Source organism: Caldisericum insulae, assembly GCF_047785965.1.
In the GTDB taxonomy this organism is placed as follows: domain Bacteria; phylum Caldisericota; class Caldisericia; order Caldisericales; family Caldisericaceae; genus Caldisericum; species Caldisericum exile_A.
The window spans coordinates 19,249-45,279 of the sequence record NZ_JBLOBF010000002.1 but is presented as its reverse complement, the minus strand read 5'-3'; the positions used below and the strand labels follow the sequence as shown (position 1 = coordinate 45,279).

General features: G+C 33.6%; 23 protein-coding genes. 10 read left to right on the top strand and 13 right to left on the bottom strand.

Translation table 11 applies throughout. The annotated features are described in order from the left end of the window. Nucleotides 1-13: 13 nt before the first annotated feature. The 4 genes from ACMV0E_RS02075 to ACMV0E_RS02060 all read right to left on the bottom strand — a co-directional run bounded on the left by ACMV0E_RS02075 (nt 14) and on the right by ACMV0E_RS02060 (nt 4,495). Nucleotides 14-913, bottom strand: coding sequence for an ABC transporter permease (locus ACMV0E_RS02075; RefSeq protein ID WP_416084718.1), 900 nt, complete (start codon nt 911-913; stop codon nt 14-16). A 9-nt stretch (nt 914-922) separates the two neighbouring features. Further along, nucleotides 923-1,924, bottom strand: coding sequence for an ABC transporter permease (locus ACMV0E_RS02070; RefSeq protein WP_416084717.1), 1,002 nt, complete (start codon nt 1,922-1,924; stop codon nt 923-925). A gap of 55 nt (nt 1,925-1,979) precedes the next feature. Continuing rightward, the gene (locus tag ACMV0E_RS02065) at nt 1,980-3,563 is read right to left on the bottom strand and encodes an ABC transporter substrate-binding protein (protein ID WP_416084716.1); all 1,584 of its coding nucleotides are present in this window, start codon (nt 3,561-3,563) and stop codon (nt 1,980-1,982) included. Nucleotides 3,564-3,637: 74 nt separating this feature from the next. Continuing rightward, nucleotides 3,638-4,495, bottom strand: coding sequence for a damage-control phosphatase ARMT1 family protein (locus ACMV0E_RS02060; protein ID WP_416084715.1), 858 nt, complete (start codon nt 4,493-4,495; stop codon nt 3,638-3,640). A gap of 87 nt (nt 4,496-4,582) precedes the next feature. Here ACMV0E_RS02060 and ACMV0E_RS02055 point away from each other — a divergent pair, with 87 nt between their 5' ends. Further along, entirely contained in the window at nt 4,583-5,470 is an 888-nt protein-coding gene (locus ACMV0E_RS02055) for a dihydrodipicolinate synthase family protein (RefSeq protein WP_416084714.1), read from the top strand. Continuing rightward, nucleotides 5,467-5,763 carry an iron-sulfur cluster assembly protein gene (locus ACMV0E_RS02050; protein ID WP_416084713.1) on the top strand — a complete coding sequence of 99 codons (297 nt, stop codon included), beginning with the start codon at nt 5,467-5,469 and terminating at the stop codon, nt 5,761-5,763. Before ACMV0E_RS02055 ends, ACMV0E_RS02050 begins: the two co-directional genes overlap by 4 nt. Here the strand turns inward: ACMV0E_RS02050 and ACMV0E_RS02045 are convergent. Beyond that, on the bottom strand, nt 5,760-6,524 hold the full coding sequence (locus ACMV0E_RS02045) for a Gmad2 immunoglobulin-like domain-containing protein (RefSeq protein ID WP_416084712.1): 765 nt from the start codon (nt 6,522-6,524) through the stop codon (nt 5,760-5,762). The genes ACMV0E_RS02050 and ACMV0E_RS02045 overlap by 4 nt on opposite strands. Nucleotides 6,525-6,560: 36 nt before the next feature. Continuing rightward, complete coding sequence (locus ACMV0E_RS02040; RefSeq protein ID WP_416084711.1) at nt 6,561-7,760, bottom strand: iron-containing alcohol dehydrogenase; 1,200 nt, start codon at nt 7,758-7,760, stop codon at nt 6,561-6,563. A 52-nt stretch (nt 7,761-7,812) separates the two neighbouring features. Between ACMV0E_RS02040 and polA the strand changes: the two genes are divergently transcribed. Genes polA through ACMV0E_RS02025 form a run of 3 tightly spaced genes read left to right on the top strand, consistent with a single transcriptional unit; the run spans nt 7,813 to nt 11,743 of the window. Next, nucleotides 7,813-10,404 carry a DNA polymerase I gene (gene polA, locus ACMV0E_RS02035; RefSeq protein WP_416084710.1) on the top strand — a complete coding sequence of 864 codons (2,592 nt, stop codon included), beginning with the start codon at nt 7,813-7,815 and terminating at the stop codon, nt 10,402-10,404. Further along, nucleotides 10,401-11,003 (top strand): dephospho-CoA kinase, encoded by a 603-nt coding sequence (coaE, locus tag ACMV0E_RS02030; RefSeq protein WP_416084709.1) that lies wholly within the window; start codon nt 10,401-10,403, stop codon nt 11,001-11,003. Before polA ends, coaE begins: the two co-directional genes overlap by 4 nt. Next, entirely contained in the window at nt 10,976-11,743 is a 768-nt protein-coding gene (locus ACMV0E_RS02025) for a RecB family exonuclease (RefSeq protein WP_416084708.1), read from the top strand. The genes coaE and ACMV0E_RS02025 overlap by 28 nt, the downstream gene beginning before the upstream one ends. Here ACMV0E_RS02025 and gmk read toward each other — a convergent pair. From gmk to ACMV0E_RS01990, 7 genes are read right to left on the bottom strand one after another with little or no spacing between them, the layout of a single operon-like run. Beyond that, entirely contained in the window at nt 11,688-12,251 is a 564-nt protein-coding gene (gmk, locus tag ACMV0E_RS02020; RefSeq protein ID WP_416084707.1) for a guanylate kinase, read from the bottom strand. The genes ACMV0E_RS02025 and gmk overlap by 56 nt on opposite strands. Next, a complete protein-coding gene (locus tag ACMV0E_RS02015; RefSeq protein ID WP_416084706.1) occupies nt 12,248-13,369 on the bottom strand; it encodes a S41 family peptidase in 1,122 nt (373 codons plus the stop codon). The genes gmk and ACMV0E_RS02015 overlap by 4 nt, the downstream gene beginning before the upstream one ends. Nucleotides 13,370-13,379: 10 nt before the next feature. Continuing rightward, entirely contained in the window at nt 13,380-14,747 is a 1,368-nt protein-coding gene (locus tag ACMV0E_RS02010; protein ID WP_416084705.1) for a glucose-6-phosphate isomerase, read from the bottom strand. Continuing rightward, nucleotides 14,737-16,167, bottom strand: coding sequence for a phosphoglucomutase/phosphomannomutase family protein (locus ACMV0E_RS02005; protein WP_416084704.1), 1,431 nt, complete (start codon nt 16,165-16,167; stop codon nt 14,737-14,739). The genes ACMV0E_RS02010 and ACMV0E_RS02005 overlap by 11 nt, the downstream gene beginning before the upstream one ends. Then, nucleotides 16,157-17,584, bottom strand: a complete 1,428-nt coding sequence (glgA, locus tag ACMV0E_RS02000) for a glycogen synthase GlgA (RefSeq protein WP_416084703.1) — start codon at nt 17,582-17,584, stop codon at nt 16,157-16,159. The genes ACMV0E_RS02005 and glgA overlap by 11 nt, the downstream gene beginning before the upstream one ends. After that, nucleotides 17,581-18,594, bottom strand: coding sequence for a galactose-1-phosphate uridylyltransferase (galT, locus tag ACMV0E_RS01995; RefSeq protein ID WP_416084702.1), 1,014 nt, complete (start codon nt 18,592-18,594; stop codon nt 17,581-17,583). The genes glgA and galT overlap by 4 nt, the downstream gene beginning before the upstream one ends. A 10-nt stretch (nt 18,595-18,604) precedes the next feature. After that, entirely contained in the window at nt 18,605-20,044 is a 1,440-nt protein-coding gene (locus tag ACMV0E_RS01990; protein WP_416084701.1) for a glycoside hydrolase family 57 protein, read from the bottom strand. A gap of 102 nt (nt 20,045-20,146) precedes the next feature. Between ACMV0E_RS01990 and ACMV0E_RS01985 the strand changes: the two genes are divergently transcribed. The 5 genes from ACMV0E_RS01985 to allB are packed head-to-tail and all read left to right on the top strand — an operon-like array spanning nt 20,147 to nt 25,992. Continuing rightward, a complete protein-coding gene (locus ACMV0E_RS01985) occupies nt 20,147-21,259 on the top strand; it encodes an ABC transporter ATP-binding protein (protein WP_416084700.1) in 1,113 nt (370 codons plus the stop codon). Beyond that, complete coding sequence (locus ACMV0E_RS01980) at nt 21,259-21,537, top strand: DUF503 domain-containing protein (RefSeq protein ID WP_416084699.1); 279 nt, start codon at nt 21,259-21,261, stop codon at nt 21,535-21,537. Before ACMV0E_RS01985 ends, ACMV0E_RS01980 begins: the two co-directional genes overlap by 1 nt. 12 nt (nt 21,538-21,549) lie before the next feature. Then, nucleotides 21,550-22,875: a putative aminohydrolase SsnA gene (ssnA, locus tag ACMV0E_RS01975; RefSeq protein WP_416084698.1), complete on the top strand. Its 1,326-nt coding sequence runs from the start codon at nt 21,550-21,552 to the stop codon at nt 22,873-22,875. A gap of 2 nt (nt 22,876-22,877) precedes the next feature. Next, on the top strand, nt 22,878-24,605 hold the full coding sequence (gene ade / locus ACMV0E_RS01970) for an adenine deaminase (protein WP_416084697.1): 1,728 nt from the start codon (nt 22,878-22,880) through the stop codon (nt 24,603-24,605). Nucleotides 24,606-24,615: 10 nt separating this feature from the next. Then, the gene (allB, locus tag ACMV0E_RS01965; protein WP_416084696.1) at nt 24,616-25,992 is read left to right on the top strand and encodes an allantoinase AllB; all 1,377 of its coding nucleotides are present in this window, start codon (nt 24,616-24,618) and stop codon (nt 25,990-25,992) included. Nucleotides 25,993-26,031 lie beyond the last annotated feature (39 nt).

The window sequence follows — 26,031 nt, the reverse complement described above, 5'->3', positions numbered from 1 at the left end:
CTTTTAGGAAATTTCAAAGTTTCTTCCTAAGCCTTGGATCAATTGCATCTCGTAAACCATCGCCAAATAAATTAAAGCCAAGTACAGATATAAGAATTGCAATTCCTGGAAAAGTTGCAAGCCACCAGTAACCACCCGTTATATAATGATTTGAATTTGCAAGCATTGCGCCCCACTCTGGTGTAGGTGGTTGAGCACCCAATCCTAAGAAACCGAGGGCAGCTGCATCGAGAATAGCACTTCCTATACTCAGTGTCGTATAAACAATGATTACAGAGAGAACATTTGGCAAAACGTGGACTCTCAGTGTTCTTAAATTTGGCGATCCGATTGCTTTTGCAGCCTCAATATATTCACTGTTTTTTACAACAATTGTTTCTGATCTAACAACTCTTGCAATTTGAGGAGCATATGTTATGCCTATTGCAATCATTGCTTTAGAAAGACCTCTTCCTAAAACTGACACAATTACTATTGCAAGAAGTATTGATGGCAGTGCAAACATTATATCCGTGAGTCTCATAAGTAGGTTATCAACCCATCCGCCATAAAAGCCTGAGAAAATACCAGCAATACCTCCAAGAAAAACCCCAATTATAACTGCAATAACACCAACCGTAAGTGATACTCGAGCACCATATATAATCCTACTTAGAATGTCTCTTCCAAACTCATCAGTCCCTAAGATATTATTTGTATTTCCTGCCCAGATTCCGGGTTTAAGGTTATTGTAAAGATCTTGTTCTATCGGGTTATGGGGGGATATGACAGGTGCTAAGATTGCAGTTATAACAAGGATAGAAATGATTACTAAGCCGACAATTGCAGATTTATTTTTCTTTAAACTTTTTAAACTATCACTTAAAAATGTTTCATGCACTTCAATTTCTTCTTCTAAAATTTTTTCTTCCATAATTTCACCTTAGTAATGAATTCTTGGATCTATGTAGGCATAAAGCACGTCTATAATAAGATTAACTACGGCCACAACGAATGCAACAAAGATTACTGCGCCTTGTATTGCAGGATAGTCTCTTGCGTTTACTGCTTGTACGATATATGTGCCTAACCCTGGCCAGTAGAAAATTGTTTCTGTAAGTACTGCTCCTCCCATTAACATTGCAAACTCAGTGCCTGCTGATGTAAGAATTGGAATAAGCGCGTTCCTTAATGCGTGTTTCATAATTACTGTCTTTTCAGGGAGTCCTTTTGCCCGTGCTGTTCTTATATAATCCTGACTTATAACATTTAGCATGCTTGATCGTGTTATTCTTGCAATAAAAGCCATTGGAATTGTTCCAAGAGCAATTGAAGGTAGTATTAAATGTTTAAGAGCGTCAAAAAAGGCACCAAAGTTTAATGTTAAAAGACTATCAATAAGATATAGGTGAGTTATTGGCCTTATCGAATAAAAAACCGAAAGTCTTCCTCCTGTCGGAAGCAAATTAAGTTTTATACTAAATAGTAAAACAAGCATTATTGCAAGCCAAAATATAGGCATTGAAACACCAAAAAGTGCTAAAAACATTGTTAAATAATCGAAAATTGTATATCTTTTAATGGCAGAAATTATACCTGCTGTTATGCCAAAAGCGCTTGCAAAAATCATTGCAAATATTGAAAGTTCTAAGGTATTTGGGAATCTTTGCATAATTTCTGTTAGAACACTTTCATGAGTTAGAATTGATCTTCCAAAATCTCCCATAAGAGCGTATCTAAGCCAAATAAGATATTGTTCCCAAATTGGTTTATCAAGTCCCCACTTTCTTCTCATTTCTTCAAGGATTTCTTTTGATGCATGTTCCCCTGCCATTGTTCGCGCAGGGTCACCTGGTATGAAGCGGACAAGCAAGAAAATAATAATTGAAACTGCAAAAAGCATTATTAAAATATTTACTAATCTTTTGATTATATAACTTCTCACTTTTCACACCTCTATTTTTTATTAAGGGGGCTTTCGCCCCCTGATGTTTATTAAATTATTTAGTTAAGCTTACTGTTTCAAAGTGGTAATCACCCGTTGGGTATAGCACAAAACCTTGCACATTTTTATTAAATACCAATATTTGTTTCGCATGTGCAAGAGGAACCCATGGTGCATCATTATGAATGATTACTTGGGCTTCTTTATAAAGTTCTGTTCTTTTTGCTTGATCTGTTTCTCTTTGTGCTTGGATATTTAACTCATGTACTCTTGGATTTCTGTAGAATGCAATATTTCCAGCACTTCCAACGGTTGCTGAGTCAGAATCAAGTAAAACGTACAAAAAGTCGTCTGGATCAGCATAATCAGCTGTCCAACCAAGGAGTGCCATTGGATGTTCGCCGTTTTCTGTTTTCTGCAAGTATGTTCCCCAATCATAGGTCACAATCTCAGCATCAATTCCTACTGCCTTTAGATCAGCTTGAATTGCTGTTGCTATTTTTTGTGGATCAAACATGTATGGTCTTGAAACAGGCATTGCCCACAGTTGTGTTTTGAAACCATTTGGATAGCCAGCTTCTTTTAAAAGTTCCTTTGCTTTCGAAGGATTGTATTCATAATCCTGAATTGCATCGTTATAACCCCAAAGAGTTGGCGGAATAGGATTCTTAGCAACAACAGCGGTCCCTTTATAGAGTTGATCTACAATAGCTTTTTTATTAATTGCATAGTTTATTGCTTGTCTAACTCTGACATCTCCAAAAGGTTTTTGGAAACCAGGTGTATCTTGACCCATATTCAACGCAAGATAACCAACGTTTAATCCTGGTTCGCTTAAAATTTGAAGGTTATTATCCTGTGAGATTTTTTGTAGATCATCTGGATTCGGAAATTCTATTCCCTGGACTTCACCTTTTTGTAAAGATAGGAGTCTTTGGGATGCATCTGGAATAACCTTAAAAATAAGTTTGTCAATTTTTGCTTTTTCTCCCCAATAATCGGTATTTTTCTCAAGAGTAATATGGTCGCCTTTTATCCATTCAACAAATTTAAATGGACCAGTTCCTACTGGATGTGCAAACCACTGGTCTCCCCATTTTTCACAGTTTGTTGGGCTTACAATATAAGCAGTAAACATTGCCATAGTACTTAGGAAAGGAGCAAATGGATGATCGAGGGTAATTTTTACAGTATAGTCATCAACTTTCTCGGTCTTTTTAATTTCACTAAAACACCATTGCCAGTATTCCCATTTTCCGTACTTGTGGAATGGATGATTTTTATCTCTTTGTCGCTCAAATGAAAAAACTACCGCATCTGCATTAAATGGTGTTCCATCATGGAATTTTACTCCTTGTCTTAAGTGAAATGTCCATACAAGTCCATCTTGTGAAACATCCCAGCTTGTGGCTAACCATGGTTCAACTTCTGTTGTCCCTGGTTTGTAACGGACAAGACCCTCAAAGATGTTGTTCATAACAGTTACAGACTCACCATCTGTTACATCTGCCGGATCAAGTTCAACGGCATCTCCTGCTTTTGCGAATACAAGGGTTTTGGGTTGTGCTGCTTGTTTGCATCCTGCAAATAAACTTACTACCATGAGTGTGGTAATAAGCACAACCAATAATTTCTTCATGCTTTCGCCTCCTTTGTTTTAATTTTTTCTTTTCCTTTAACTTTGAGCTTATTATATGAAAAAAGTATTTTAAGTCAATATTTTAATTTAAATTTCTTTGATTTTAATAGAATATTTGTTCCTATAGGATAACCGATTGAACGTGATATAGGAGAGCATTTTATCTTTAAAAGAAAAAATATTGGAAGTTCTTCATGAGATAATGTCTCGTAATTTGCTTGTCCTTTCGCAATTATAAGGTTTGAACTATTAAGGATGTTAATAAATTCGTCGCTTAAGGAGTATAATACTGTTCCTGCCATATTGGAACCTGTCTCAAGAACAACAGGTATTCCAGAATTTAGCGCATCTTCTTTTGTTGCGTCATTTATTATTGGTTTACTTTTTACAGCGTATTTAACTTCTTTCCCAAGATCAGTAAGAAATTCAATTAATATTCTATCAAAAACTGTTTCTCCTGCGTTGTCTCCAATAAACAGTATCCCTCTTTCATTCTCTATTGATTTCTTAAATTCTCCATAATCGCTTAACTCAAAGTTATCCATTAGAAATTTTTCTAAATCTATTTCTACATTATCAAATGTACTTCCGAGATCAATTGCATTTCCCATTATTGCAACTTTTACACTTTCTAAAAGTTTATCCGATCCTTTTTCAACAATTTCCTTTAATTTAGGATATAAATTGAGAGCTGTATTTATGTGGTTTTCTTTTATCTTTTTATAAGGATCATCGTTGTTTGTTGCTTTATAAACCAGTTTATAAAGAGGCTGTGCAAGTTCTGGGGGTGTAAGATTGAGATTTGCATTGCCGAGATATTTTGCGCTTTCTTTAAGTATAAGTTCTATTTTATCATTATTATCTGTTGCAACTTTCGAAATACGGAGTATCTGATTGTATATACATGTGAGACATTCAATTTCTGATTTCATGCTTAATTTTATAATAAATTTTCATCTTTTACAAGAAAAGTCTTGAGACTGGAGAGTTTTAAACTAAAATATAATTGGAGGTGAATAATGAAAAGAATTAAAAATATAGTTGCTCTTATAACACCATTTAAAGAGAATGGTGCGATAGATTATTTAGGATTTGGTAAATTTTTGAGTTATCTTGTAGATAAATCTCCAGATGGACTTTTTGCGAACGCAACTACAGGAGAATTTACAAATCTCAGTCTAAAAGAGAAGAAAGAGGTGGCTATCTTTGTTAAAGAGAATTCAAAATCTGTCCCTGTTTATGTAAATGTTCATTCTACAGTATTTGAGGAAACTCTTGAAATGTGTAGATTTGCAAAAGAGATGAATTTTTATGCAATAGTTTCCCCGCCCCCTTTCTTTCTTGTGCCTTCAGAAAAAGGTTTATACAATTATTTTATTAAAATTGCAGAAACTTCAACTTTACCTACCTTTATATACAACATACCAGTCCTTACTGGTTATTCCCTATCGGTAGAGTTGATTAAAGAACTCGCTAAACATCCGTTAATAAAAGGAATTAAAGTAACATATGATAATATGGGCTACTTTGTAAGGCTTATTAATGAAGTTAAAAGTGTAAAACAAGAATTTGAAATATTTACGGGAACCGAACAACTTTATATACCTCTAATTTTGACAGGTGGAGATGGTGGAGTAATGGCTCTTGCAAATATTGCGCTTGATATTTTTAACGAGGTTAAAGCAGCTTTCAATAATGGAGACTTAGAAAAAGTAGTTTCATTGCAAAAGAAGATTTCAAGACTTACAAATATTTATAGTCTTACGACTTCTTTTGGCTACGCAATAAAGGTTGCACTTGGTTTTATGAATATTCCAATTGAAAGATATGTAAGAAAGCCTCTTATGGAAGATGCTTTCGATGAAGAAGAATTTAAAAGAATACTTGAAGAGGTAGGTCTGATATGAATGAATCCGAAAAATTAATAATTGAGGCATTAAAAAAGGTAAAAGATCCAGAAACTGGGGTTGATATAATATCTGAGAATCTTGTTTATGGATATACTCCTAAAAATAAATACATCAAGGTATTTGTTTCTTTTGAAGTATCAACTCCTACATGCAATTTCTGTAAGGCAATTTCTTGGATGATAATCGATAAAATTTCACAAGATATAGTAACTGCCCTAAAAGAAATAGGTTTTGAGACTGTTGAGGTTGTAGAGGAGCTAAACCCTAAACTTATTTATAAAACTGGTTAAGGCTGTAGTACCTCTTCTGTGTTTCCATTTGCTGAAATTATAACTTCGTAACCTGGATAAAATTGTTGTAAAGTTTGAGTGATTTCTGCTCTTATTGCTCCTACTCTACAAGATCCACCTACGTCAAGAAGTTCCTTTCCAAAATCTATTTGCACTTTATTGTTTGCAATTTTTTCTATTTTATTTATCGTTAAATTTTTCGGTGTTGACATAACATAACCTTCAATTTCTTCTTTTTTGGTAGGTCCCAATAGGAACACTTTCATCGTATCCATTGGTGGATTTTGTGAATTTGATGCAACCCGCCTTTCAACTGGGAATACCTTAGTGCAATCAAGCATTTCAGGGTTTTTCTTAGTGTTACCATAAAAGACTAAAACCGTTTTGTATGGCAAATCATAATTGACGATTTTTTCGTCTTTATTTGTTATTGTTCCATCTTTTGGTGAGACAATGTATGCAATGACTTTGATTTTATCTGTCTGTGGAAATACATTTAATCTTATGTCTTCTTTAAAATTTCCAAATTGTCCCATATCTTTTGCATCTGTTGTTGAAGATCCTTCATACAGTAGGAAGTCATTTTCATCTAAAACTTTTAAAGCAATTGTGTTTTCAAATGCGCGTCCTTTACCTTCTACATGAATTGAGCCATCGCTATTAACGCTTACTTTTGTAAGTGAAACTTCTTTCTCTTTGAAAATACTACATCCCGATAAAAACATAAGTAATACCAACACTAAAAGTAAAACTTTTTTCATAATCTCATCCTCCTTATTTATTAGATACTATAATCTCTATGAAAGTTCCATAATTTTCTTTTCAATTTCCGAATAATCATATGCGATTTCATAGATTTTCATGATTTCGTCTTTATAAAGTGGCCTCTTTGCCCTAATAAAATCTGGATTTCCGTCGTCTCTTAATGCTGAGCTAACAAATGCTTCGAAGGATTCCTTCTTTATTCCAAGATCCTTTAGTCCATTCAATGCATCAATTCTTTTGAGCCATTCAACTATTCTTAATATAGTTTCTCTTGGATTATTTGTTCTAAAAATCATTTCTCCAAAGAGTGCAAGTCTATCCTTGTGAAGATCATACGTATAGATTAAGTATGCAGGCATTATTGCTGATAACCCTCTTCCATGTGATACTCCATAAATTCCAGAAATTGGATGTTCAAGTCTATGCATTGGATGGGGACCTCTTCTTCCTGCATTTGGAATACCTGAAAGTGCAAGGGCTGCGATCCAGGAAAGTGCTTCTCTTGCGTCAATATTTTGAGGATCATTAAATACTACTTCTCCTTGATTTATACATTCTTTCAAGAGTCCTTCAGAGATTCTATCCGAAACAGGTGCGTATGCATTAGAAGAAAGATAGCTTTCAAATATATGTGTAAACATGTCAATTACTCCATCAATTGTTGCATGTTTCGGAATTGATAAAGTTAAAAGTGGGTCAATTATTGAAATTGCAGGGAATAATTCAGGGTTAAAAAGTCCTCTTTTATCTCTTGTTTCTGAATTAGTTATAACTGCTGCATTATCAAGTTCTGAACCAGTTGCTGCAAAGGTAACGACAGTAAGAAGCGGAAGAGTATTACCTTTTATGGTTTCTTTTGGGGGTCTCTCAAAGTAATCCCAACTCGGTTTTCCTGTTTTTGCTATAACTTTAATAATTTTTGCAGCATCAATAACGCTTCCACCACCAATTGCTATGATGAAGTCAACGTTCTCTTTTCTTGCAATTTCACCACCTTTATCAACTGTTTTTGATTCTGGATTTGGTTCTATTTCAGAATATACAACATACTTAATACCTACTTCATCCAATTGTTTTAGTGCTTTATCAAGTAATCCTGATTCTTTTGCAAAACGTCTTCCTGATACTACAAGTGCAACCTTACCAAGTTCTTTTGCATGCTTTCCAAGAGAACTAAACTCTCCTTTTCCAAAAACTACCTTCGTTGGTATATGTAACACAAAATTGTCCATAGTATTTTCCTCCTTCTTTTTAATTATATCAAAAAAATGTATAATATCTAAAATGGAGAAAATAATCCTTGTCGATGGTAGCAGTATAATTTTTAGGGCTTACTTTGCCTTGCCTAAGTTTTCAACTTCAACTGGTATTCCAACGTCTGCTGTATATGGGTTTCTTAGGATGCTCTTGAGGATTCTTAAAGACGAAAAACCTAACTATCTTGCAGTTGCTTTTGATAAGAAAGTCCCTACATTTAGACATATCGAATATAAGGAGTATAAATCTCAGAGACCAAAAATGCCTGATGAGTTATCACTTCAGTTTGATGTATTAAAAGAGGTGCTTATTGCACTTAACATAAGATATTTTGAACTTGATGGCTTTGAGGCAGATGATATCATTGCAACTTTTGTAGAAAAATTGAAAGGAACCGATCTTGAAATTTTAATATTATCCTCTGACTTTGATCTTGCACAGCTTATTCAAAAGAACGTTAAATTGCTTGTTACAAGAAAAGGTGTTACAAAAATTGAGGTATATGACGAGGAAAAATTTATTAAGGAGTTTGGCTTTGAACCTGTTCATCTCGTTGATTATAAAGCTCTCTTAGGTGATGTTTCAGATAATATTGAGGGAGTTAAGGGAATCGGAGAAAAAACTGCATCAAAACTTATAAGTGAATTTAAAAGTGTTGAAAATATAATAAAGAATGAAGAAATAGTTGAAAGGTTTCATATAAATGGAGAAGAAGAAAAGATACTTAGAAATAAATCATTATGTATGCTTGTTAAAGATGTGCCAATTGAATTTAGGCTTGAAGAGTTAAAAGTGCCTGATTTTAAAACGGAAAAAGCGTATAAAGTATTAAAAAAATTTGAATTTAATTCGCTAATAAAGGAATTAGGTTTTCAATTTCAAGAAGAAAATGGAGATGCTGATTCGCTGTTTAAAAGTATTGATAAGAATAATGGTTCTAATGTGGACTCCGAAGATAAATCAAGTTCTACCGCTTTAAGGATTGAAAATAGAAATAGCTTTGTCGAGAGAGCGGTTTTATATGTGATATCTTTCGAGAAAAAAATAGAAAAAGTTGTTCTCAATTATAAAAATTTTAATTATGAGTTTGATTTTGAAAATAATCTTTTCCTTGACCATCGTAATCTTCCACTTTTAAAAGAAGTTCTCTCAAATGAAAATGTAGAAAAGTACACAAACAATTTGAAAATGCTTTACAAAGTTGCAGATTATACTGAAACATCTCTTAGAAATGTAGTTCTTGACTCAACTCTTGCTTTATATCTTATAGATCCAGACCAAGAAGACTTTTCGATTAAAAATTTTAAGAGTTATCTAAACATTGATAGTCCAATAACGAATTTAGAAGATGAAATAAACTTCTTAAAGACACACGGAACTGATATTTTGGAGTATCTTAAAAAAGAAAATTTGGAATTTGTATTTACTCGCATTGAATTACCCTTAGCGAGGGTCCTTTATGAAATGGAAAAAGTAGGTATTGAAGTCGATGTAGAGTATTTCAAAAAATTAAAGGAAGAAATAGAAAAGCATATTGAAGAGCTTGAACAGAAAATTTATAAACTAGCAGGTATATCTTTTAATATTTTATCTTCTAAGCAGCTTTCATCAGTTTTGTATGAAGTCTTGGGCCTTGAATTGCCAAAGGGTTATTCAGGCGGAACCGGTAGTAATGTTTTGTTAGAGATAAGTGGATCGCATCCTATAATTCCTCTTATAATTGAATATAGACATCTTGTTAAATTAAAGAATACTTATATTGATCCAATTCCACATCTTGTTTCAAAAGAAACTGGTCGATTGCATACAATATATCATCAAATTGGAACGTCAACTGGTAGATTAAGAAGCACAAATCCAAATCTACAGAACTTACCAGTGAAAGATGAATGGGGAATAAAGATTCAAAAAGGATTTGTAGCTCATGGAGAAAAAAAAGTCCTTGTAAGTGCTGATTATTCTCAGATAGAATTACGAATACTTGCACACTTATCGCAGGATAAAAATCTCATAGAATCATTCTTAAATAAGGAAGATATCCATAAAAGAACAGCAATGGAAATTTTTAACTTAAAAGAGGATGAAGTTACAAAAGAAAAACGCAATTTTGCTAAAGCTATAAATTTTGGCATCATTTATGGAATCTCTCCTTACGGACTTGCAAAGCAAGTAGGTATTTCAAAAGAAGAAGCAAAAGAATATATTGAACTTTATTTTAAGAGATATCCAATGGTTAAAGAATACATAGAAAGAGAGATAACTCTTGCAAGTGAAAAAGGAGAAACTCGAACTATCTTTGGTAGAAGGCGTTTTATTAGAGGACTTGATGATAAAAATGGAGTAATAAGGGAGAGCGCACGAAGAATCGCTATCAATAGTCCTATTCAGGGGAGTGCTGCAGATATAATAAAACTTGCAATGGTCGAAATAGTAAATAAGATAGATGATATTAAAATTTTGCTTCAAATTCATGATGAACTTGTTTTTGAAACTGAAGCGGATTTTCTTCAAGAAAAGCTACCCTTGATAAAAGATGCGATGGAAAACATATACAAACTTGCTGTTCCTCTTGAAGTTGACATCGCCTATGGCAAAAATCTTGGGGAGGCTAGATCTTGAAAGTAATTGGACTAACTGGAAATATAGCTTCTGGGAAGAGTTCAGTTTCAAATATCTTAAAAGATCTGGGAGCTAAAATTATTGATATGGATGATATTGCTAAGGAAATTCAAAATTTGAATTACAGAGGTGTATTGGATAAAATTAGAGAGACTTTTGGAGATAGTGTATTTCAAAACGGAAATATGCTTGACAGACGTGCACTAGGAAAAATTGTCTTCAGCAATAAAAATATGCTTGAGAAATTGAATAGTATTATGATTCCCGTAATGACTGAGAGGCTTTTAGAAGAGTTAGAAAAGGCAAAGAGAAAAGGTTTTGATGTAGTTGTTGTTGATGCAGCTATTCTTATTGAGGCAAATTGGGATAGGTTTGTAGATGAGGTATGGGTTGTTTATACGCCCAAAGAGCTTCAGGTAAGAAGATTAATGGAAAGGGAAAATATAGATAAAGAATTAGCTTTAGAAAGAGTGAGTTCACAAATGCCAATAGAAGAGAAAATAAAGCGAGCTAATGTAGTTATAGATAATAGCGGTGACTTTAATGAGTTACGAAATAAAGTTTTAGAGTTATGGGAAAGAGTGAAAAGTTCTACTTAAGTTATTCAAAAATTTCTACATACATTAAGTGCCCGTTAAGATATAAATTTATTTATGTAGATAATTTAGAGACAGAAATAAAACCTTATTTTAGTTTTGGAAATTCCATTCACAAAGTGCTTGAGAAATTCTATAGTCCAGAGGAAAACTTCAAAGTTCTTAAAAAGGATCCGTATAAATATCTTTTAGAACTTCTTGACAAGCACTGGATAAGCGCTGGGTATAAAAATGTTCAAGAAGAGTTAAGTGCAAAAAACAAAGCAAAAGAAATGCTTACTGCTTATTATAGGGAAAATATTTTTGGATTTGAACCTGCCTTTGAGGTTGAGAGTGAGTTCTCAATACCATTTTTAGGCTTGGACTTGAAAGGACGTCTGGATAGAGTTGATAAGGTTAACAAAGATTTTATAATAATTGATTATAAGACAAACAATTTTCTTTCTGATTCATTCAGAGAAGATGAAATTTTGCAACCAGTTATTTATAAGATTGCAGGTGACTATAAATATGGGAAAAATATAAAAGAAATTAGCTTTCATTATTTAAGGAAAGGGAAGAAAGTCAATTTTGAAGTCGGGTCTTATCTTATTGAAAAAAGTAAAAAGAGAATTGGGGAAATTGTTGAAAATATACATAAAGGATATTTTCAACCAAATGTAAATAAAAGCTGTAGTACTTGTGAGTTTAAAGACCGTTGCGAAGCTTACGCTCTTGTACAATTATCTCGTAAATCTCTTTAACAGTGCTATCCAAAACATCATTTACAACCACATAATCGTATAGGTATCTTTCTTCCATTTCTTCTTTTGCTCGTTTTGTTCTTTTTTCTATTTCCGAAAGGTTTTCTGTTCCTCTTTTGTTGAGTCTTTCAAGTAAAACTTCAATACTTGGCGGCATTAGAAATATCAAAAGTGCTTCTTCGTACTTATTTTTTATCTTTTTTGCTCCCTGAACATCAATTTGGAATATAACATCTTTCTTGTTACTTAGTCCTAAATCAATATACATTTGAGGAATTCCATATAAATTCCCATGCACTATTGAGTATTCAGCAAGTTTGCCTTCATCAATCATTTTTTTAAAAGTTTCTTCATCAACAAAATAGTAATCAATACCGTTAATCTCATTTTCTCTCGGATGTCTTGTTGTGCATGTAACAGCAATCTCAAAACGTGTGTCAAGCTTAACAAGTTCCTTTGTTACAGCATTTTTACCAACACCAGATGGGCCAGAAATAACTATAATCATGGCTTCAAAAGTTCTAATGCTTTATTTAATTGTTCGTCTTCCTTTGTGTTTGGATTATTATTTATTTCAATATCTGGAGTTATACCTTTCCCGTTAATACTTGTTTTATCGGGGAGAAGATATTCTTCAACTGTTATCTTGATTGAGTATGATTGAGGAAGAGGAAAAATCTGCTGTATAACACCCTTTCCAAAAGTTTTTTCGCCTATAACTTTTGCGACTTTATAGTATTTGAGTGCCCCAGTAAGAATTTCCGAAGCACTTGCAGTCCCTTGATCCACAAGGACAACCATTGGAATATTGAGTTTTTTTCCATTTACTGTAATTGGAGTTAGTTTTCCACTTCTATCCTTTGTATATAATAATACACCGCTTGGGATTAATTGGCTTGCTATATTTTCGCATTCAGATAAAAGTCCCCCTGGATTGCCTCTTAAATCTAATATAATTCCCCGTACATTTTTTTGTTTGAATTCATCAAGTGTTTTCTTGACATCATTGCTTGCTCCTTCTGAGAACATAAAAATCTTTAAGTAACCAATTTTGCCATTTTCGTAATATCGTGTGTCAGTTAATGGTATGTTTATTTTTTCTCTTGTTACATTAAAAGTTAATTCTTTACTGTCTCTCTTAATTTTCAAGACAACCTGTGTTCCTATTTTGCCCTTTACTTTGGAGGCAACCTCATCCAAAGTTAATCCAAATGTTGACACTCCATCAACTTCCAATATGATATCTCCTTCCAATAACCCACTTTTTTCAGCTGGTGAACCCTTAAAAACGGTTACAATTTCTGGATAATTTAATTTTTCGTTTTTATTTATTACAACTCCAATTCCTGCATATTCCCCTTTTACTTCTTCTTGTAGTGCCTTTGTTTCTTCAGGATTCATAAATACAGTGTATGGATCGTTTAAAGAATTAACCATCCCCTTTATAAGTTCGTCTTCAGTTATTGGCTTGTAGAAATTTGAAAGAAGATAATCAGCTGTTCTTGTTAAGAGTATATGAGAGCCTGTTTGACTAACTCCAAGGGGATATCTAAAACCTACAAAATAACCTGCAATAAATGAAATCATTATAAGCAAAATTACTATAAGTATAATGTTTCTCTTCATTAGAGTCTCCTTAATCAAGGATTAGTTTATCAACATTTTCTAATTTTTCAAGTGTTTTAAGGTATTCGGAGTAATTTTTGTCTCCCATCAAAGCATGGGTAAATCTCTTACCTATTTCAACTGATGGTTGATCGATCGGGTTTATGTTTAAAAGCTCCCCAAGCGCAAGTACTTCAAGTTCCATAAAGTAAATTAAACGCCCAAGATTTTCCTCATCTATTTTCTCAATTTCAATCGAAACGTTTGGTCTTCCATTTTGAGTGAGTGCCATCTTTGTTGCAATGTATTCGTTTAGAAGCAATTCTGAATAATGTTTTCCGGTTAAGAAATCTAACTCTAAATATCCAAGGCTATTGTAAATATCAGCATCCTTTCTGAACTTTTTTGGAACAACAAAGATTATCAGCTTGTCGTAAGGTCCTTCCATGAAAAGTTGAAGCGTTGAGTGTTGATGATACGGTCCTCTTGCAACAACAGGTGTGATTCCTGCATATATTTCTTTTCCATCTCTTGAGAATTTTTTACCGATACTTTCTGCAAGCAGTTGCTCATAAAATTTGCCCAAATATTCAAGACCATCTGAATACGAGAATATTACATTTATATTAACATCTTTTTCTTTAAAGAATTTGTATTGGGTTAAAGCAAATAACATTTCACTATTTTCAATAGGCTCTTTGTTTAAAAATTTTTCTTTTCTTTCTTTTGCACCAAGTAGGAGTTTTTCAATATTAATCTCCTCAAAGGCTGCAGAAAATAGGCCAACGTGCGATAAAACTGAATACCTCCCTCCAACTTTTGGATGAATTGGGTAAGTCTTAATTTCAAGCTCATTTGAAAGTTTTCTAAGTAGTCCTTTTTCTGGGTCCGTTGTAAAGAGGAAATGTTCTTTAGGATTAAGTCCTTCTTTTTTGAGAATGTCAACAAGTAGAAGTAGATTGAGTAGCGTTTCACTTGTTGATCCAGATTTTGTTATAATATTAAAAAAAGTCTTTTTGAGATCAAGAGTTTGTATTAATGTGAGGTTTGTCTCAGGATCAATATTATCAATAAAATAAACTTTTTTAGGTTTTACAAAGTTCGAATAAATACCATTAACTGAATAATGTAGGAGTTCATTTCCAAGAATTGATCCACCCATTCCAATAACTACGAGATTATCAAATTTTTCTCTTATGTAAGATGCATAATTGTTAATTTCGTAAACTTCCTTAAGCATTTCATCTGGAAGGGTTAGAGGATAAAAATCGTCGTTAATTTTGTTTATTATTCTTTTTTTGACACTCTTTATCAATTCTACCTTTTTAAAAATTTCATTTCTGTTAACTCCATGCTCACCAATGTTTTCTGAAAAAATATTTGTAAAATCAATTTTCACTTAGTCCACCTGCCTTATTAAAGATTTGAATTGCAAAATTTGATAATTCGTCTAATTTTTCTTCTGAATATGCTTCAAGGTAAATCCTAGTCTTTGGCTCTGTTCCAGAGAGTCTAAAAAGAATTGTGCTGCCATCTTCAAGTGATATTTGTAAACCATCGAGTTCATTTATATTTTTTATAGAAAGAAAATCTTTGTTTTGAAGTATATAGCTTTTTAGAAGGTTCATAATCTTACCTTGCAATTCTTTTGAAAAAGGAAAATCTATTCTTTTGTTGTATACGGCGCCAAATTTTTCAAACAACTTGTTTCTTAATTCTCTAAGGCTTTTTTTATAATGAGAGATTATCTCGAGTACGAGCGTATTAACGAATATACCATCCTTTTCTTGTAGCCATCCTTGGATAGAAGCTCCACCACTTTCCTCTCCACCAAAAATTGCTCTTTTCTCAAAGAGTGCTTCACCTATGTATTTAAAGCCAACAGGAGTTACAATTGCTTCAAATCCGTAAGATTTTGCAATCCTATCAAGTAGTGTTGTTGTTGAAATAGTCCTAACAACGTTTCCTTTGAGTTGTCTTACATCAAGTAAATAGTAGTATATTATAGAAAGAATAATATTGGGCGGAATAAAACTTCCATCCGAATCGATAAATCCAAATCGGTCGGCGTCTCCATCTGTTGAGAGTCCGACATTTGCTCTTTGGTTAAGAACTGCTTCTTTTAGTTGTTTAAGATTTTCTTCTATTGGTTCTGGATGAAGTTTTCCAAAAAGTGGATCACGTTCACCATGTATCATCTCAAAATCCGTTATATCTTTGACTAAAGGTGGCAAAAACCTTCTCCCTGTTCCAAAGAATGGCTCATAGACAACTTTAAGATGTCTCTCTTTAATTTTTTCGAAATCGACAAGTTTTTTTAAATTTTCGAAGTAATTTGTTTTATCAAAAATGGATATTATACCCTTGGAAACTGCTTCATTGAATTCAATAGACAAGATTTTTTCCTTGTTTTCTTTGATTTGGTTAATTATTTCTTCAATCCTTTTTGTTTCCTCCGGAAGAGCAGGTCCCCCTGTTTTATTTGAAAATTTAAGCCCATTGTACATATAATCATTGTGAGAAGCTGTTATGTTTATTCCTCCTGAAGCCTTCTTATCTAAAATTTCAAAAGCGACAACTGGTGTTGGAATATCGTATTGAGAAAAATGGACATTTATTCCGTGTGCAGCAATAACTGATGCCACAGATTTGGCAAAGTCCTCTGACATAAAACGTGTATCATAGCCAACAACGATAGACTTAGCATCAATTTCTTTAAGATAATTAGCGATAGCTGTTGAAGCTAATCTTACATTTTCAAATGTAAAATCATCTGCAATTATTCCTCTCCATCCTGATGTACCAAATTTAATTGGCATTTCTTAACTCCTTATAAATTTCTAAATACTTTTTTGCAGATTGCTCCCACGAAAAGTTACAACTCATACCAATCCTAATTAATTTTAGTAATAAGCTCTCATTTTTGAAAATCAAGAGTGCTCTCTTGATCGTTAAAGTAAGCTCATCACTTGAATACTCCTCGAATGAAAAGCCATTTCCACATTGAGTTATTTCTGAATAATTGTCAACAGTATCTTTTAATCCGCCAACTTCATGGACAAGGGGAAGCGTTCCATATCTCTGAGCTATCATTTGGCCAAGTCCACAGGGTTCATACTTAGATGGCATAAGGAAAAAATCTGATGAAGCATATATTTTGTGGGCCAGTGCTTCGTCAAATGTTAAAAACAGTTTGAATTTTTCAGGATACAAATCGCTCAATGTTTTTAATTTTTCCTCAAGAGGTTTCTCGCCAGTTCCTAAAATTACGACATTAAGGTCTTCGTTTAATATTTCTTTCAGGGATTCTGAAAGAATATCTAACCCCTTTTGCGAAGCAATTCTTGAAACCATTCCAAAAAGTGGTGCGTTAGCATTTTTTAACCCAAATTCCTCTACAAATCTCTTTTTATTATCTTTTTTATTATTTATGTTTTCGACGTCAAAATTTCTATAAATGAGAGGGTCATTTTGTGGATTCCATATTTCATAATCAATACCATTTAGAATTCCCACAAGATCGTTCTTTCTTGTCCTTAAAATTCCCTCCATTCTTTCGCCAAATTCCTCTGTGAGTATTTCTTTTGCGTAAGTTGGGCTTACTGTGCTTATTTTATCTGCAAAAACTATACCAGCTTTCATAAAACTTACCTTGCCATAGAATTCTAAACCGTCAATTGAGAAATATTTATCATCAATTTCTAAAGACCTTAATACTTCTTTATCAAAGTTTCCTTGATAAGCAAGATTGTGTATAGTGTAGAGTGTCTTATATGGCAAACCCTTATCTTTTACAAACATTGGTATAAGTCCTGTTTGCCAATCATTTAAGTGTAAAACATCAATTTTCAGTTCTAACACCTTAATTATTTCAAGAACAGCTTTATCGAAAAATCCAAATCTTATTGCGTTATCTGGATAATCAATTCCTTTTTCTCCATAAAGGTTGTCTCTATCAAAAAAGTGGTCTTGTTCTATCAGGACTGCAAATCCGTTTTTATAGAATTCGACTAAATTGGCAAAACCTTCAACATCAATACCATCTATTCTGATTTTAAAAGGGATTCTTTTTTCGATTTGCTTAAATTGTTCTTTTGTTTTTTTGTAATAGGGAGTGAATAAGTAGACTGTTTCTCCTATGTTTGTAAGAACTTTAAATAAGGCTCCTGCAACGTCCGCAAGGCCACCAGTTTTTGAAAATGGAACTGCTTCACTTGAGACTATTCCTATATTCATGATTGTTTCTCCTCCTTAGTATTTCTTAAAAATTGTGCTGCTTGTTCTGGGATCATTGGATTAATGTAGAACCCCGATCCCCATTCAAAGCCTGCAAGTTGAGTAAGTCTTGGGACAATATGAATGTGGAAATGGTAATACGAGATATTCAGATTATCCAGGGGTGATGTGTGAATATAAAAGTTATAAGGAACATTTGGAACTGCTTTTTCAAGCATCTTTAATGAATTTTGTAAAATTTTTGCAAGCTTTGTAATTTCATTTGCTTTAATTTGTCCAAAATCAGAAATATGTTCCTTTGGAAGAATCATTATTTCAAAGGGGACTGCAGAAGCAAATGGAACGATAGAAATGAACTTCTCATTTTCGTCAATTAGCCTTTCTTTTTCATTGAGCTCTTGTTCGACAATATCACAATAAATGCATCTTTCTTTATATTGATAGTACCTTAATGACATATCAAGTTCAAGTTTTACAACATCTGGCAATACCGGTGTAGCGATTAGCTGACAATGTGGATGCTCTAAAGAAGCACCCGCCCTTCTTCCTTTATTCTTAAAAACAAGAATGTATTTGAGCCTTACATCCTTTCTTAGATCAAGCATTCTTTCTCTAAACATCCAAATTACTTTTTCTACTTGATCAAGCGGTAAAGTATCGAGAGATTTGTAGTGATCACCTGATTCGATTATTACTTCATGAGCACCTATTCCGTTCATAACATCATAAATCCCTTTACCATGACGGTTTAATTCTCCCTCCACTTTAAGAGCAGGAAATTTATTTGGAACAACTCTCACAAACCAACCGGGTTCGTTAGGATTTGTTCCTTCTTTTCTTATTGAGGTAATTTCTGGAGGAGTCATTGATTCGTGGCCTTCGCAAAAGGGACAGTTCTCTGGTCCTTTGAGAGCTTCTTCTTCACTTTTAAAGTCTGTTGGCCTTAATGCTCTTTCTGTTGCTATAATTACCCATTTTCCCGTTGTTGGATCTCTTCTCAGTTCTGGCATTTAAACCTCCTTATGGGAATCTTTTTATTGGATAATACAAATATGGATTTACTTCTTTATTACTCTCTAAAAGAGACCTTATAAGGTGGCCTCTGAATAAAAAGTCAAAGTCAAAATTAATTTCTTTCTTATGAAAGTCACTATACCACCAAAAGTGGTCACTTGCTTCTGCCTTTAGTATGAATTCGTTTGCCTTGTCGCTTTTAACAGATTCTCGAGTTTCAATTAAATAAGTCCAAGCGGCGTTTGTTTCCTCATCTCCAATCCATGTGTCAAAATGACCATTTATCCACGACCCTGGCGTAAAATGATCAATCTCTTGTAGAGGAATTGCTTCACTGCCAAGGAGAGTTTCTTTTTCATTGAATGATTTAAATAATTCTTCCATAAAGTTTATTCCGTAATTTTCGAAGTATTCCCAAGGGTTTTCTCCATCGAGTATAAGTATAAGAGTACCATTTTTTTCAAGTTCATGTTTCAGGTCTAATACCGCATCCGTTGGTTTCATCTTGTTATAAATGAAACCAATTTTATCGGAAACGCTATGGTTTCTTAGAAATAAGATTGTATTTTTATAATTGTAAATGCCCTGTCCTAAACCAATTGATTTGACGAGTGCTTCGTCACTTCCAATCCATTTAACTTTGGATTCTTTAAATAAGGGAACTACTTCTTCTGATATACTTCCTTCAGCAGGCCACATTCCTTTAATCTCAATATCGAATGTTTCTTTACCTATTTTTAAGGATCTCTCAATATGTGCTTTTGCATCTTCTAATAAATTAGATTTAACAAGTGGAACTTTTGCATCTGGTTTACTTTTTACTGCTGAATTAAAATCGAGAAGAAGTGGAATGATCGGATGGTAGTAAGGTGTAAAAGTTATCTCGATTTGGTTTCTTGCAATTAATTCCTTGTATTTAACAAAAAGATTATCGATAATTTTCTTTTCTAGACTTATTATCACCTCTTTATCTTGTTTTGTGAAGTGCAAACTCTTGTTTCTCATTTCTATTATTTCTTCGTCAATTGGAGCAAAAGCGGATAACTTAAAAATAACTTGGAAATCAAGTATTTCTGAAGCTGTTAATTTTTCACCTTTAGAAAATTTTTCTCTAAGATACTCTAAACGCTTGCTTTTGAACGAATAAGGGGTTCTAAATCTTCTGAACATAAAGTTTATTTCGCTTTGGTTCAGACTTTCAGGATCTGCGTCTTCGTAAACTTGATAAACATCTTTCTCTCCGTTTTGATATCTTTTTATTTGTTCAATAAGAATGCCAGAGAAATTTATATTGGCTTTGAACTCACTCTTAAGAAGCATCGAAGGTACAGAGTAATAGCCATTTAAAGAATGCCTTCTAACCCAAGGTAAAATTATTTTGTTTGTTAAAGAATCTAAATAATCTGGTTGGTGCATATGAAGCCATAAAAACAATTTATTTTGCATTTCTAACTCCGTTCTATTTTGTTTTTTTTAAAAAAATATACTATAATAGTATATATAACATTGCATTTATTACAAAATGTAAAAAATAGGAGAGGTGAAACAATGGCTGATGTAAAATTAGTTAATGTTACAAAAAAGTTTGGGAATGTTGTTGCAGTTGACAATGTAAACATTGATGTCAAAGATGGGGAATTTTTAGTGTTACTTGGACCATCAGGGTGCGGAAAAACAACTACTCTAAGAATTGTTGCAGGTCTTGAGGAGGTAACATCTGGTGAAGTTTATATTGGCGGTAAATTGGTTAATGATGTACCACCGAAAGACAGAGATATTGCTATGGTGTTTCAGAACTATGCTCTTTATCCGCACATGAATGTATATAAAAATATCTCCTTTGGGCTTGAATTAAGAAGAGTACCAAGGGATGTAATTGATAAAAAGGTAAGAGAAGTTTCTCAAATGTTAGGTCTTGAAAATCTTTTAGACAGAAAACCCAGAGAACTGTCAGGTGGTCAAAGACAGAGAGTTGCTCTTGCAAGGGCAATTGTAAGAGATCCAAAAGTTTACCTTATGGATGAGCCACTTTCCAACCTTGATGCAAAGCTTAGAGTTCAAACCAGAGGCGAGCTAATTAAACTACACGAAAGGCTTGGGGTTACAACAATTTATGTAACACATGACCAAGTTGAAGCAATGACACTTGGAGACAGAGTCGTCGTTATGAACAAGGGTAAAATTCAGCAAGTAGGAACACCTAAAGAGGTTTTTGATAAACCAGCGAATAAATTTGTTGCAGGTTTTGTAGGAACACCTCCTATGAATTTCTTCGACGTTACTGTCGAAAAAGAAGGCGATGATTTAGTTTTAAAGGGCTCTGATTTTAGAATTAAGCCATTGAAAGAGCATGCAAAATTATTAGAGTCCGCAAACATCAAAGGGAAAGAAGTAATTCTTGGAATTAGACCAAAAGATATTTTCCCTAAGGAAGAGTTGCTGGAAAGCATGAAACCTTACATAGAACAGTTAAAGGCACCTATTGATTTTGTCGAACTAATGGGTTCTGAGACTTTTCTCCACTTCAAATTGAACGGAACTCTTGCAATTGCACGTGCTTCCGCTAATGCAAATTATGCAATGGGCGATATTGTTGAGTTATACGTAGACTTAAGAAATATTCATGTATTTGATAAAGAGACTGAAACTGCTTATTTCTAATGCAAGTTGGCATTTGCAATATCAAATTTTTAGTTCCTGATTCCTTTTCGCTTAAGGATAAAAGACAAGTTACTCAAAGCCTTGTTAAGAAATTGCGGAACAACTTTAATGTATCAATTGCAGAAGAGAACATTGATTCATGGAAAGACGTTTATTTAACTGTTGTAAGTGTTAATACTGAAAAATCGCATCTTTTTAGTACTCTTTCCAAAGTTGTTGAATTTATTAAGAGCGAGCCAAGAGTAGTATTAGAGGATTACAATATTGAAATTCTATAAGGAGGAGGTTTTATGAAAGTTCTATATAACGGTAAAATTATAACTTTTAACGTAGAGCAGCCTTATATTGATAACGGTGCAATTGTTATTGAAAACGGAGCAATCAAAGATTTAGGAATAACCCAACAAATCCTCTCTAAATATAAAAACGCTGAACTTTATGACCTTGAGAATAGATATGTGATTCCTGGCTTTATTAATACTCACATGCACCTTTATAGTACTTTTGCTAGGGGTTTTGGCTTTGGTGGAGCAAGTCCTTACACTTTTAAAGAAATTCTTGAGCAGATATGGTGGAAGCTCGATAAACTCCTTGACACGGAAGAAGAAATTTACTATAGTGCCTTAATGCCTGCAATTGAAGGTTTAAAATCTGGGACAACAACCATAATTGACCATCATGCCTCTTTTGGGCTTATAGATGGCTCTCTTGACATTTTAGAAAAAGCACTGAAAGATGTTCAAATAAGAGGTGTTCTTGCTTATGAGACCTCTGACCGATGGGGTAAGGAACTATCTCAAAAATCGATAAGGGAAAATGAAAGGTATATAAAAAAAGAAAAAGATAAAGATTTCTTTAATGCGCTTTTTGGACTTCATGCTTCATTTACTCTTGAGAATGATACGCTTGAAGAGGTTGCAAGTATTGGAAACTCACTGAATGTTGGTTTTCATATACATGTTGCAGAAGGAATAGAAGATGTTGAGCATGCACAAAGAGTTGCAAATAAGAGAACAGTTGAAAGACTTAATGATTTCGGGATTCTAAAAAGAGATACTCTTGCAATTCATTGCATAAATATAAATGAAAAAGAAATAGAAATCCTTAGGCAAACAGAAACAACTGTAATACATAACCCTGAATCTAATATGAATAATGGAGTTGGAGTTGCCCCTATTCTTGAGATGGACAAAAAGGGTATTTTGATTGGTCTTGGGACTGATGGATACACCCCATCAATGATTGAGTCGGTGAAAGTTGCATATATCTTGCCCAAACTTCACCACAGAGATCCAAGAGTTGGAAGCGATCTTGCAAGGAGAATGCTTTTTGAAAATAATGCCTCTATTGCAAACCGTTTCTTTAATAGGGAATTAGGCGTTATAAAAGTTGGAGCTTACGCTGATCTTGTTGTACTTGATTACAATCCGCCAACTCCACTTGATGAAAATAATTTCTTCTTCCATCTTATTTTCGGAATAAGAGATAATGCGGTTAAAGATGTTTTTGTACATGGAGAATTACTAGTAAAAGATCAAAAGCTTACAAAAATTGACGAAGTTGAAGTCTCAAAAAAGTCACAAGAAGTAGCTCAAAAATTTTGGAGGAAGTTTTAGATATGGAACTCGATAGAAGGAAACTTTCAAATATTATAGATGTTGCAAGGAGAAGAAGAGCAGCAGATGTTTTAATTAAAAATGCAAAAATCATTAATGTATTTAACGAATCAATTGAAGAGGGGGACATTGCAATTGCAGAAGGAGTTATAGCAGGAGTCGGAAGATATGACGAGGGAAACGTAGTGTATAATGTCGACGGAGCCTTTGTTTCTCCATCGTTTATTGATTCGCACATGCACATCGAAAGTACGATGCTTATCCCTACTGAATTTGCAAAGGCAGTAGTTCCGCTTGGTACAACAACAGCTGTAGTTGATCCACATGAAATTGCAAATGTTGCGGGAATTCCAGGTATTCAGTTTATGATTAATGCTTCAAATAATGTGCCAATGGATATTTACTTTATGCTTTCAAGCTGTGTTCCTGCAACAAACCTTGAGACTTCTGGTGCAACTCTATATGCGGAAGATCTTGCAGTGTTGAAAAACCATAAGAGAGTTTTAGGACTTGCAGAAATGATGAACTACCCAGGTGTTATAAATAAAGACTCCGAAATACTTGATAAAATTCTTCTTTTTAGAGATGGTATAATTGACGGTCATTCTCCAACGCTTTCAGGCTATGAACTTAATGCCTATTTGTCAGCAGGTATTCTTGCAGATCACGAATGCACAACAAAAGAAGAGGCATTTGAGAAGTTATCTAAGGGTATGTGGATAATGATGCGTGAAGGATCTGTCACAAGAGATGTGAGAAATTTGCTTCCCGTTTTAAATGACAAAACTAAACATCGATTTTTACTTTGTACTGATGATAAGCATCCGGAAGATCTAATATCAGAGGGTCATATAAATTTTGCAATAAAACTTCTTTTTGAAAGTGGGATTCCTTTACCTACTTCTATAAGACTTGCAACGCTTAATCCATCACTATTTTTTGGATTTAGAAGAAAAGGAGGCATTGCACCTGGTTATGCCGCAGATATAGTCGTATTTGAAAATCTAAACAAAATGGATTTGGTTTTCAAGGACGGTAATTTAGTTGCAAAAGATGGAGTTCCTTTGTTTGATGTTGAGGAGCCAAAGCACGATGACGCTGTTAAAAATACTATAAATATTAAAGTCGCAACATTTGAAAAGCTTAAGGTTCCTTTGAAAGGAAATAGAATTAGAGTAATTGGCTTACGACATGATTCAATAGTAACAGACGAGCTTGTATTCGAACCGAGAGTAGATAACGGTTTGTTAGTTTCTGATACAGAAAGAGACATCATTAAGATAGCAGTTTTTGAAAGACATAAAGCAACTGGTAAAGTCTCGGTTGGTTTTATCCATGGGCTTGGTTTAAAAAAGGGAGCTTTTGCTACCTCAATTGCACACGATTCTCATAATATTATTGTTGCAGGAGAAAATGATAAAGACATGCTTCTTTCAGTAAGTCAACTTGAGGCAATGGGTGGCGGTATTTCAATTGCAAAAGACGGAGTTGTCATTGATTATTTGGCACTTCCCTATGGTGGACTTATGACCAATCGATCGGTGTATGAGGTTGCAGAGGTCTTAAAAAGGCTTCACAAAGTTGCTCACGAGGAACTCGGAGTATCTTATCCTGATCCTTTTATGGCGCTTGCATTTATGCACCTTGCAGTAATCCCCAAACTTAAAATTACTGATTCAGGTCTTGTCGATGTTGAAAAGTTCAGTTTTGTTGATCTATTCGTTGAGTAAGGAGGGCAAATTGCTTTTAAAAAACGCAAATATTATTGCAAATGGTAATAATCTGAAAAAAGTTAATATTTTAGTTGAAAATAAAAAAATCAAAGAAATTTTTGAAGGCAATATTCCTTACGGCATAAAGGATAAAGAAATAATAGATTGTAGCAATTATATTGTATTTCCTGGATTTATTGATGCTCATGTTCATTTTAATGATCCTGGTTATACTGATAGAGAGGATTTCTTTACTGGTACACAAAGTGCTGCAAAAGGTGGAGTTACAACAATTGTAGACATGCCTTGTACATCAGTTCCTGAAGTGATCTCAAAGGAAAATCTTCACTACAAACTTGATATTGTTTCAAAAAAGGCTATTGTAGATTTTGCTTTTTGGGGTGGAGTAACTCCTATTCAGATTCAAACTGGTGAATACAAAAAGACTATAAAAGAATTGAAAGAAGAGGGTGTTGTAGGACTAAAACTCTATACGATATCTGGAATGAAGACTTATCCGAAAGTTAATACTGAGGAAATGGCAGCTGTTTTTGATTACATAAGAGACCTTGGACTCGTTGCGGGAATTCATGCTGAAGATTTTGAACTTGTTGATTACTTTTCAAAAAGAGAGCAAAATTTGAATCATATTTATCCCTTGGCATGGACAAAAGGTAGAAACTATGAAGCTGAAGCAGTTGCTATTTTAAGAAGTATTGCCCTCGCGAAAGAGTTTAAAAATAAGGTTCATATAGTTCATCTTTCTACAAAACTTGGCCTTATGATAATCGAAATGGCAAAAAATGAGGGTATTAATATTACAACTGAGACTTGCCCTCATTATCTTGTTTTTAATGAGAATGACCTTGAAAGAATTGGTCCAATTCTCAAAACTGCACCTCCAGTTCGAAAAAGAGAGGATTCAGAATATCTTTGGGATGGGCTTAAAAAAGGAAGTGTTGATTTTGTAACAACAGATCATGCAGGGGGTGTTTATCCACAAGAAAAAAATAAACAAAGTATTTGGGATAATTATGCTGGTATCCCGGGTGTTCAAACCCGATTTAACGTTTTATTTACATATGGTTATTCAACTGGACGCCTTACCCTTGAGGATTTAAGGAAAGTGTTGTCTGAAAAACCTGCCGAAAGATTTGGACTCAAAAGCAAAGGTAAAATTGAAATCGGGAATGACGCGGATTTTGTTATTGTAAATCCATATGGTGAATTTAAATTTAATGCAAGCAAAGATCTTCTTTGCAAAAACAAGTATTCTCCTTTTGATGGATTTACGTTTAAAGGGGAGATTGAAAAAACTATTGTTAGAGGACAAATTGTTTACGAGAAAGATAAGGGTATAACAGTAAATGGAGGTTTTGGAAAATTTGTAAAAAGCGAATATTAGGTATTCTAAACTTATTTATTTAAAAAGAGGGGTGAAACA

Bases quoted from the DNA above. Each gene is read 5' to 3' on its own strand.
- ACMV0E_RS02075 (WP_416084718.1), bottom strand. From the start codon at position 913: ATGGAAGAAAAAATTTTAGAAGAAGAAATTGAAGTGCATGAAACATTT.
- ACMV0E_RS02065 (WP_416084716.1), bottom strand. From the start codon at position 3,563: ATGAAGAAATTATTGGTTGTGCTTATTACCACACTCATGGTAGTAAGT.
- ACMV0E_RS02060 (WP_416084715.1), bottom strand. From the start codon at position 4,495: ATGAAATCAGAAATTGAATGTCTCACATGTATATACAATCAGATACTC.
- ACMV0E_RS02055 (WP_416084714.1), top strand. From the start codon at position 4,583: ATGAAAAGAATTAAAAATATAGTTGCTCTTATAACACCATTTAAAGAG.
- ACMV0E_RS02050 (WP_416084713.1), top strand. From the start codon at position 5,467: ATGAATGAATCCGAAAAATTAATAATTGAGGCATTAAAAAAGGTAAAA.
- ACMV0E_RS02045 (WP_416084712.1), bottom strand. From the start codon at position 6,524: ATGAAAAAAGTTTTACTTTTAGTGTTGGTATTACTTATGTTTTTATCG.
- ACMV0E_RS02040 (WP_416084711.1), bottom strand. From the start codon at position 7,760: ATGGACAATTTTGTGTTACATATACCAACGAAGGTAGTTTTTGGAAAA.
- polA (WP_416084710.1), top strand. From the start codon at position 7,813: ATGGAGAAAATAATCCTTGTCGATGGTAGCAGTATAATTTTTAGGGCT.
- ACMV0E_RS02025 (WP_416084708.1), top strand. From the start codon at position 10,976: ATGGGAAAGAGTGAAAAGTTCTACTTAAGTTATTCAAAAATTTCTACA.
- gmk (WP_416084707.1), bottom strand. From the start codon at position 12,251: ATGATTATAGTTATTTCTGGCCCATCTGGTGTTGGTAAAAATGCTGTA.
- ACMV0E_RS02015 (WP_416084706.1), bottom strand. From the start codon at position 13,369: ATGAAGAGAAACATTATACTTATAGTAATTTTGCTTATAATGATTTCA.
- ACMV0E_RS02005 (WP_416084704.1), bottom strand. From the start codon at position 16,167: ATGCCAATTAAATTTGGTACATCAGGATGGAGAGGAATAATTGCAGAT.
- glgA (WP_416084703.1), bottom strand. From the start codon at position 17,584: ATGAATATAGGAATAGTCTCAAGTGAAGCAGTTCCATTTTCAAAAACT.
- galT (WP_416084702.1), bottom strand. From the start codon at position 18,594: ATGCCAGAACTGAGAAGAGATCCAACAACGGGAAAATGGGTAATTATA.
- ACMV0E_RS01990 (WP_416084701.1), bottom strand. From the start codon at position 20,044: ATGCAAAATAAATTGTTTTTATGGCTTCATATGCACCAACCAGATTAT.
- ACMV0E_RS01985 (WP_416084700.1), top strand. From the start codon at position 20,147: ATGGCTGATGTAAAATTAGTTAATGTTACAAAAAAGTTTGGGAATGTT.
- ACMV0E_RS01980 (WP_416084699.1), top strand. From the start codon at position 21,259: ATGCAAGTTGGCATTTGCAATATCAAATTTTTAGTTCCTGATTCCTTT.
- ssnA (WP_416084698.1), top strand. From the start codon at position 21,550: ATGAAAGTTCTATATAACGGTAAAATTATAACTTTTAACGTAGAGCAG.
- ade (WP_416084697.1), top strand. From the start codon at position 22,878: ATGGAACTCGATAGAAGGAAACTTTCAAATATTATAGATGTTGCAAGG.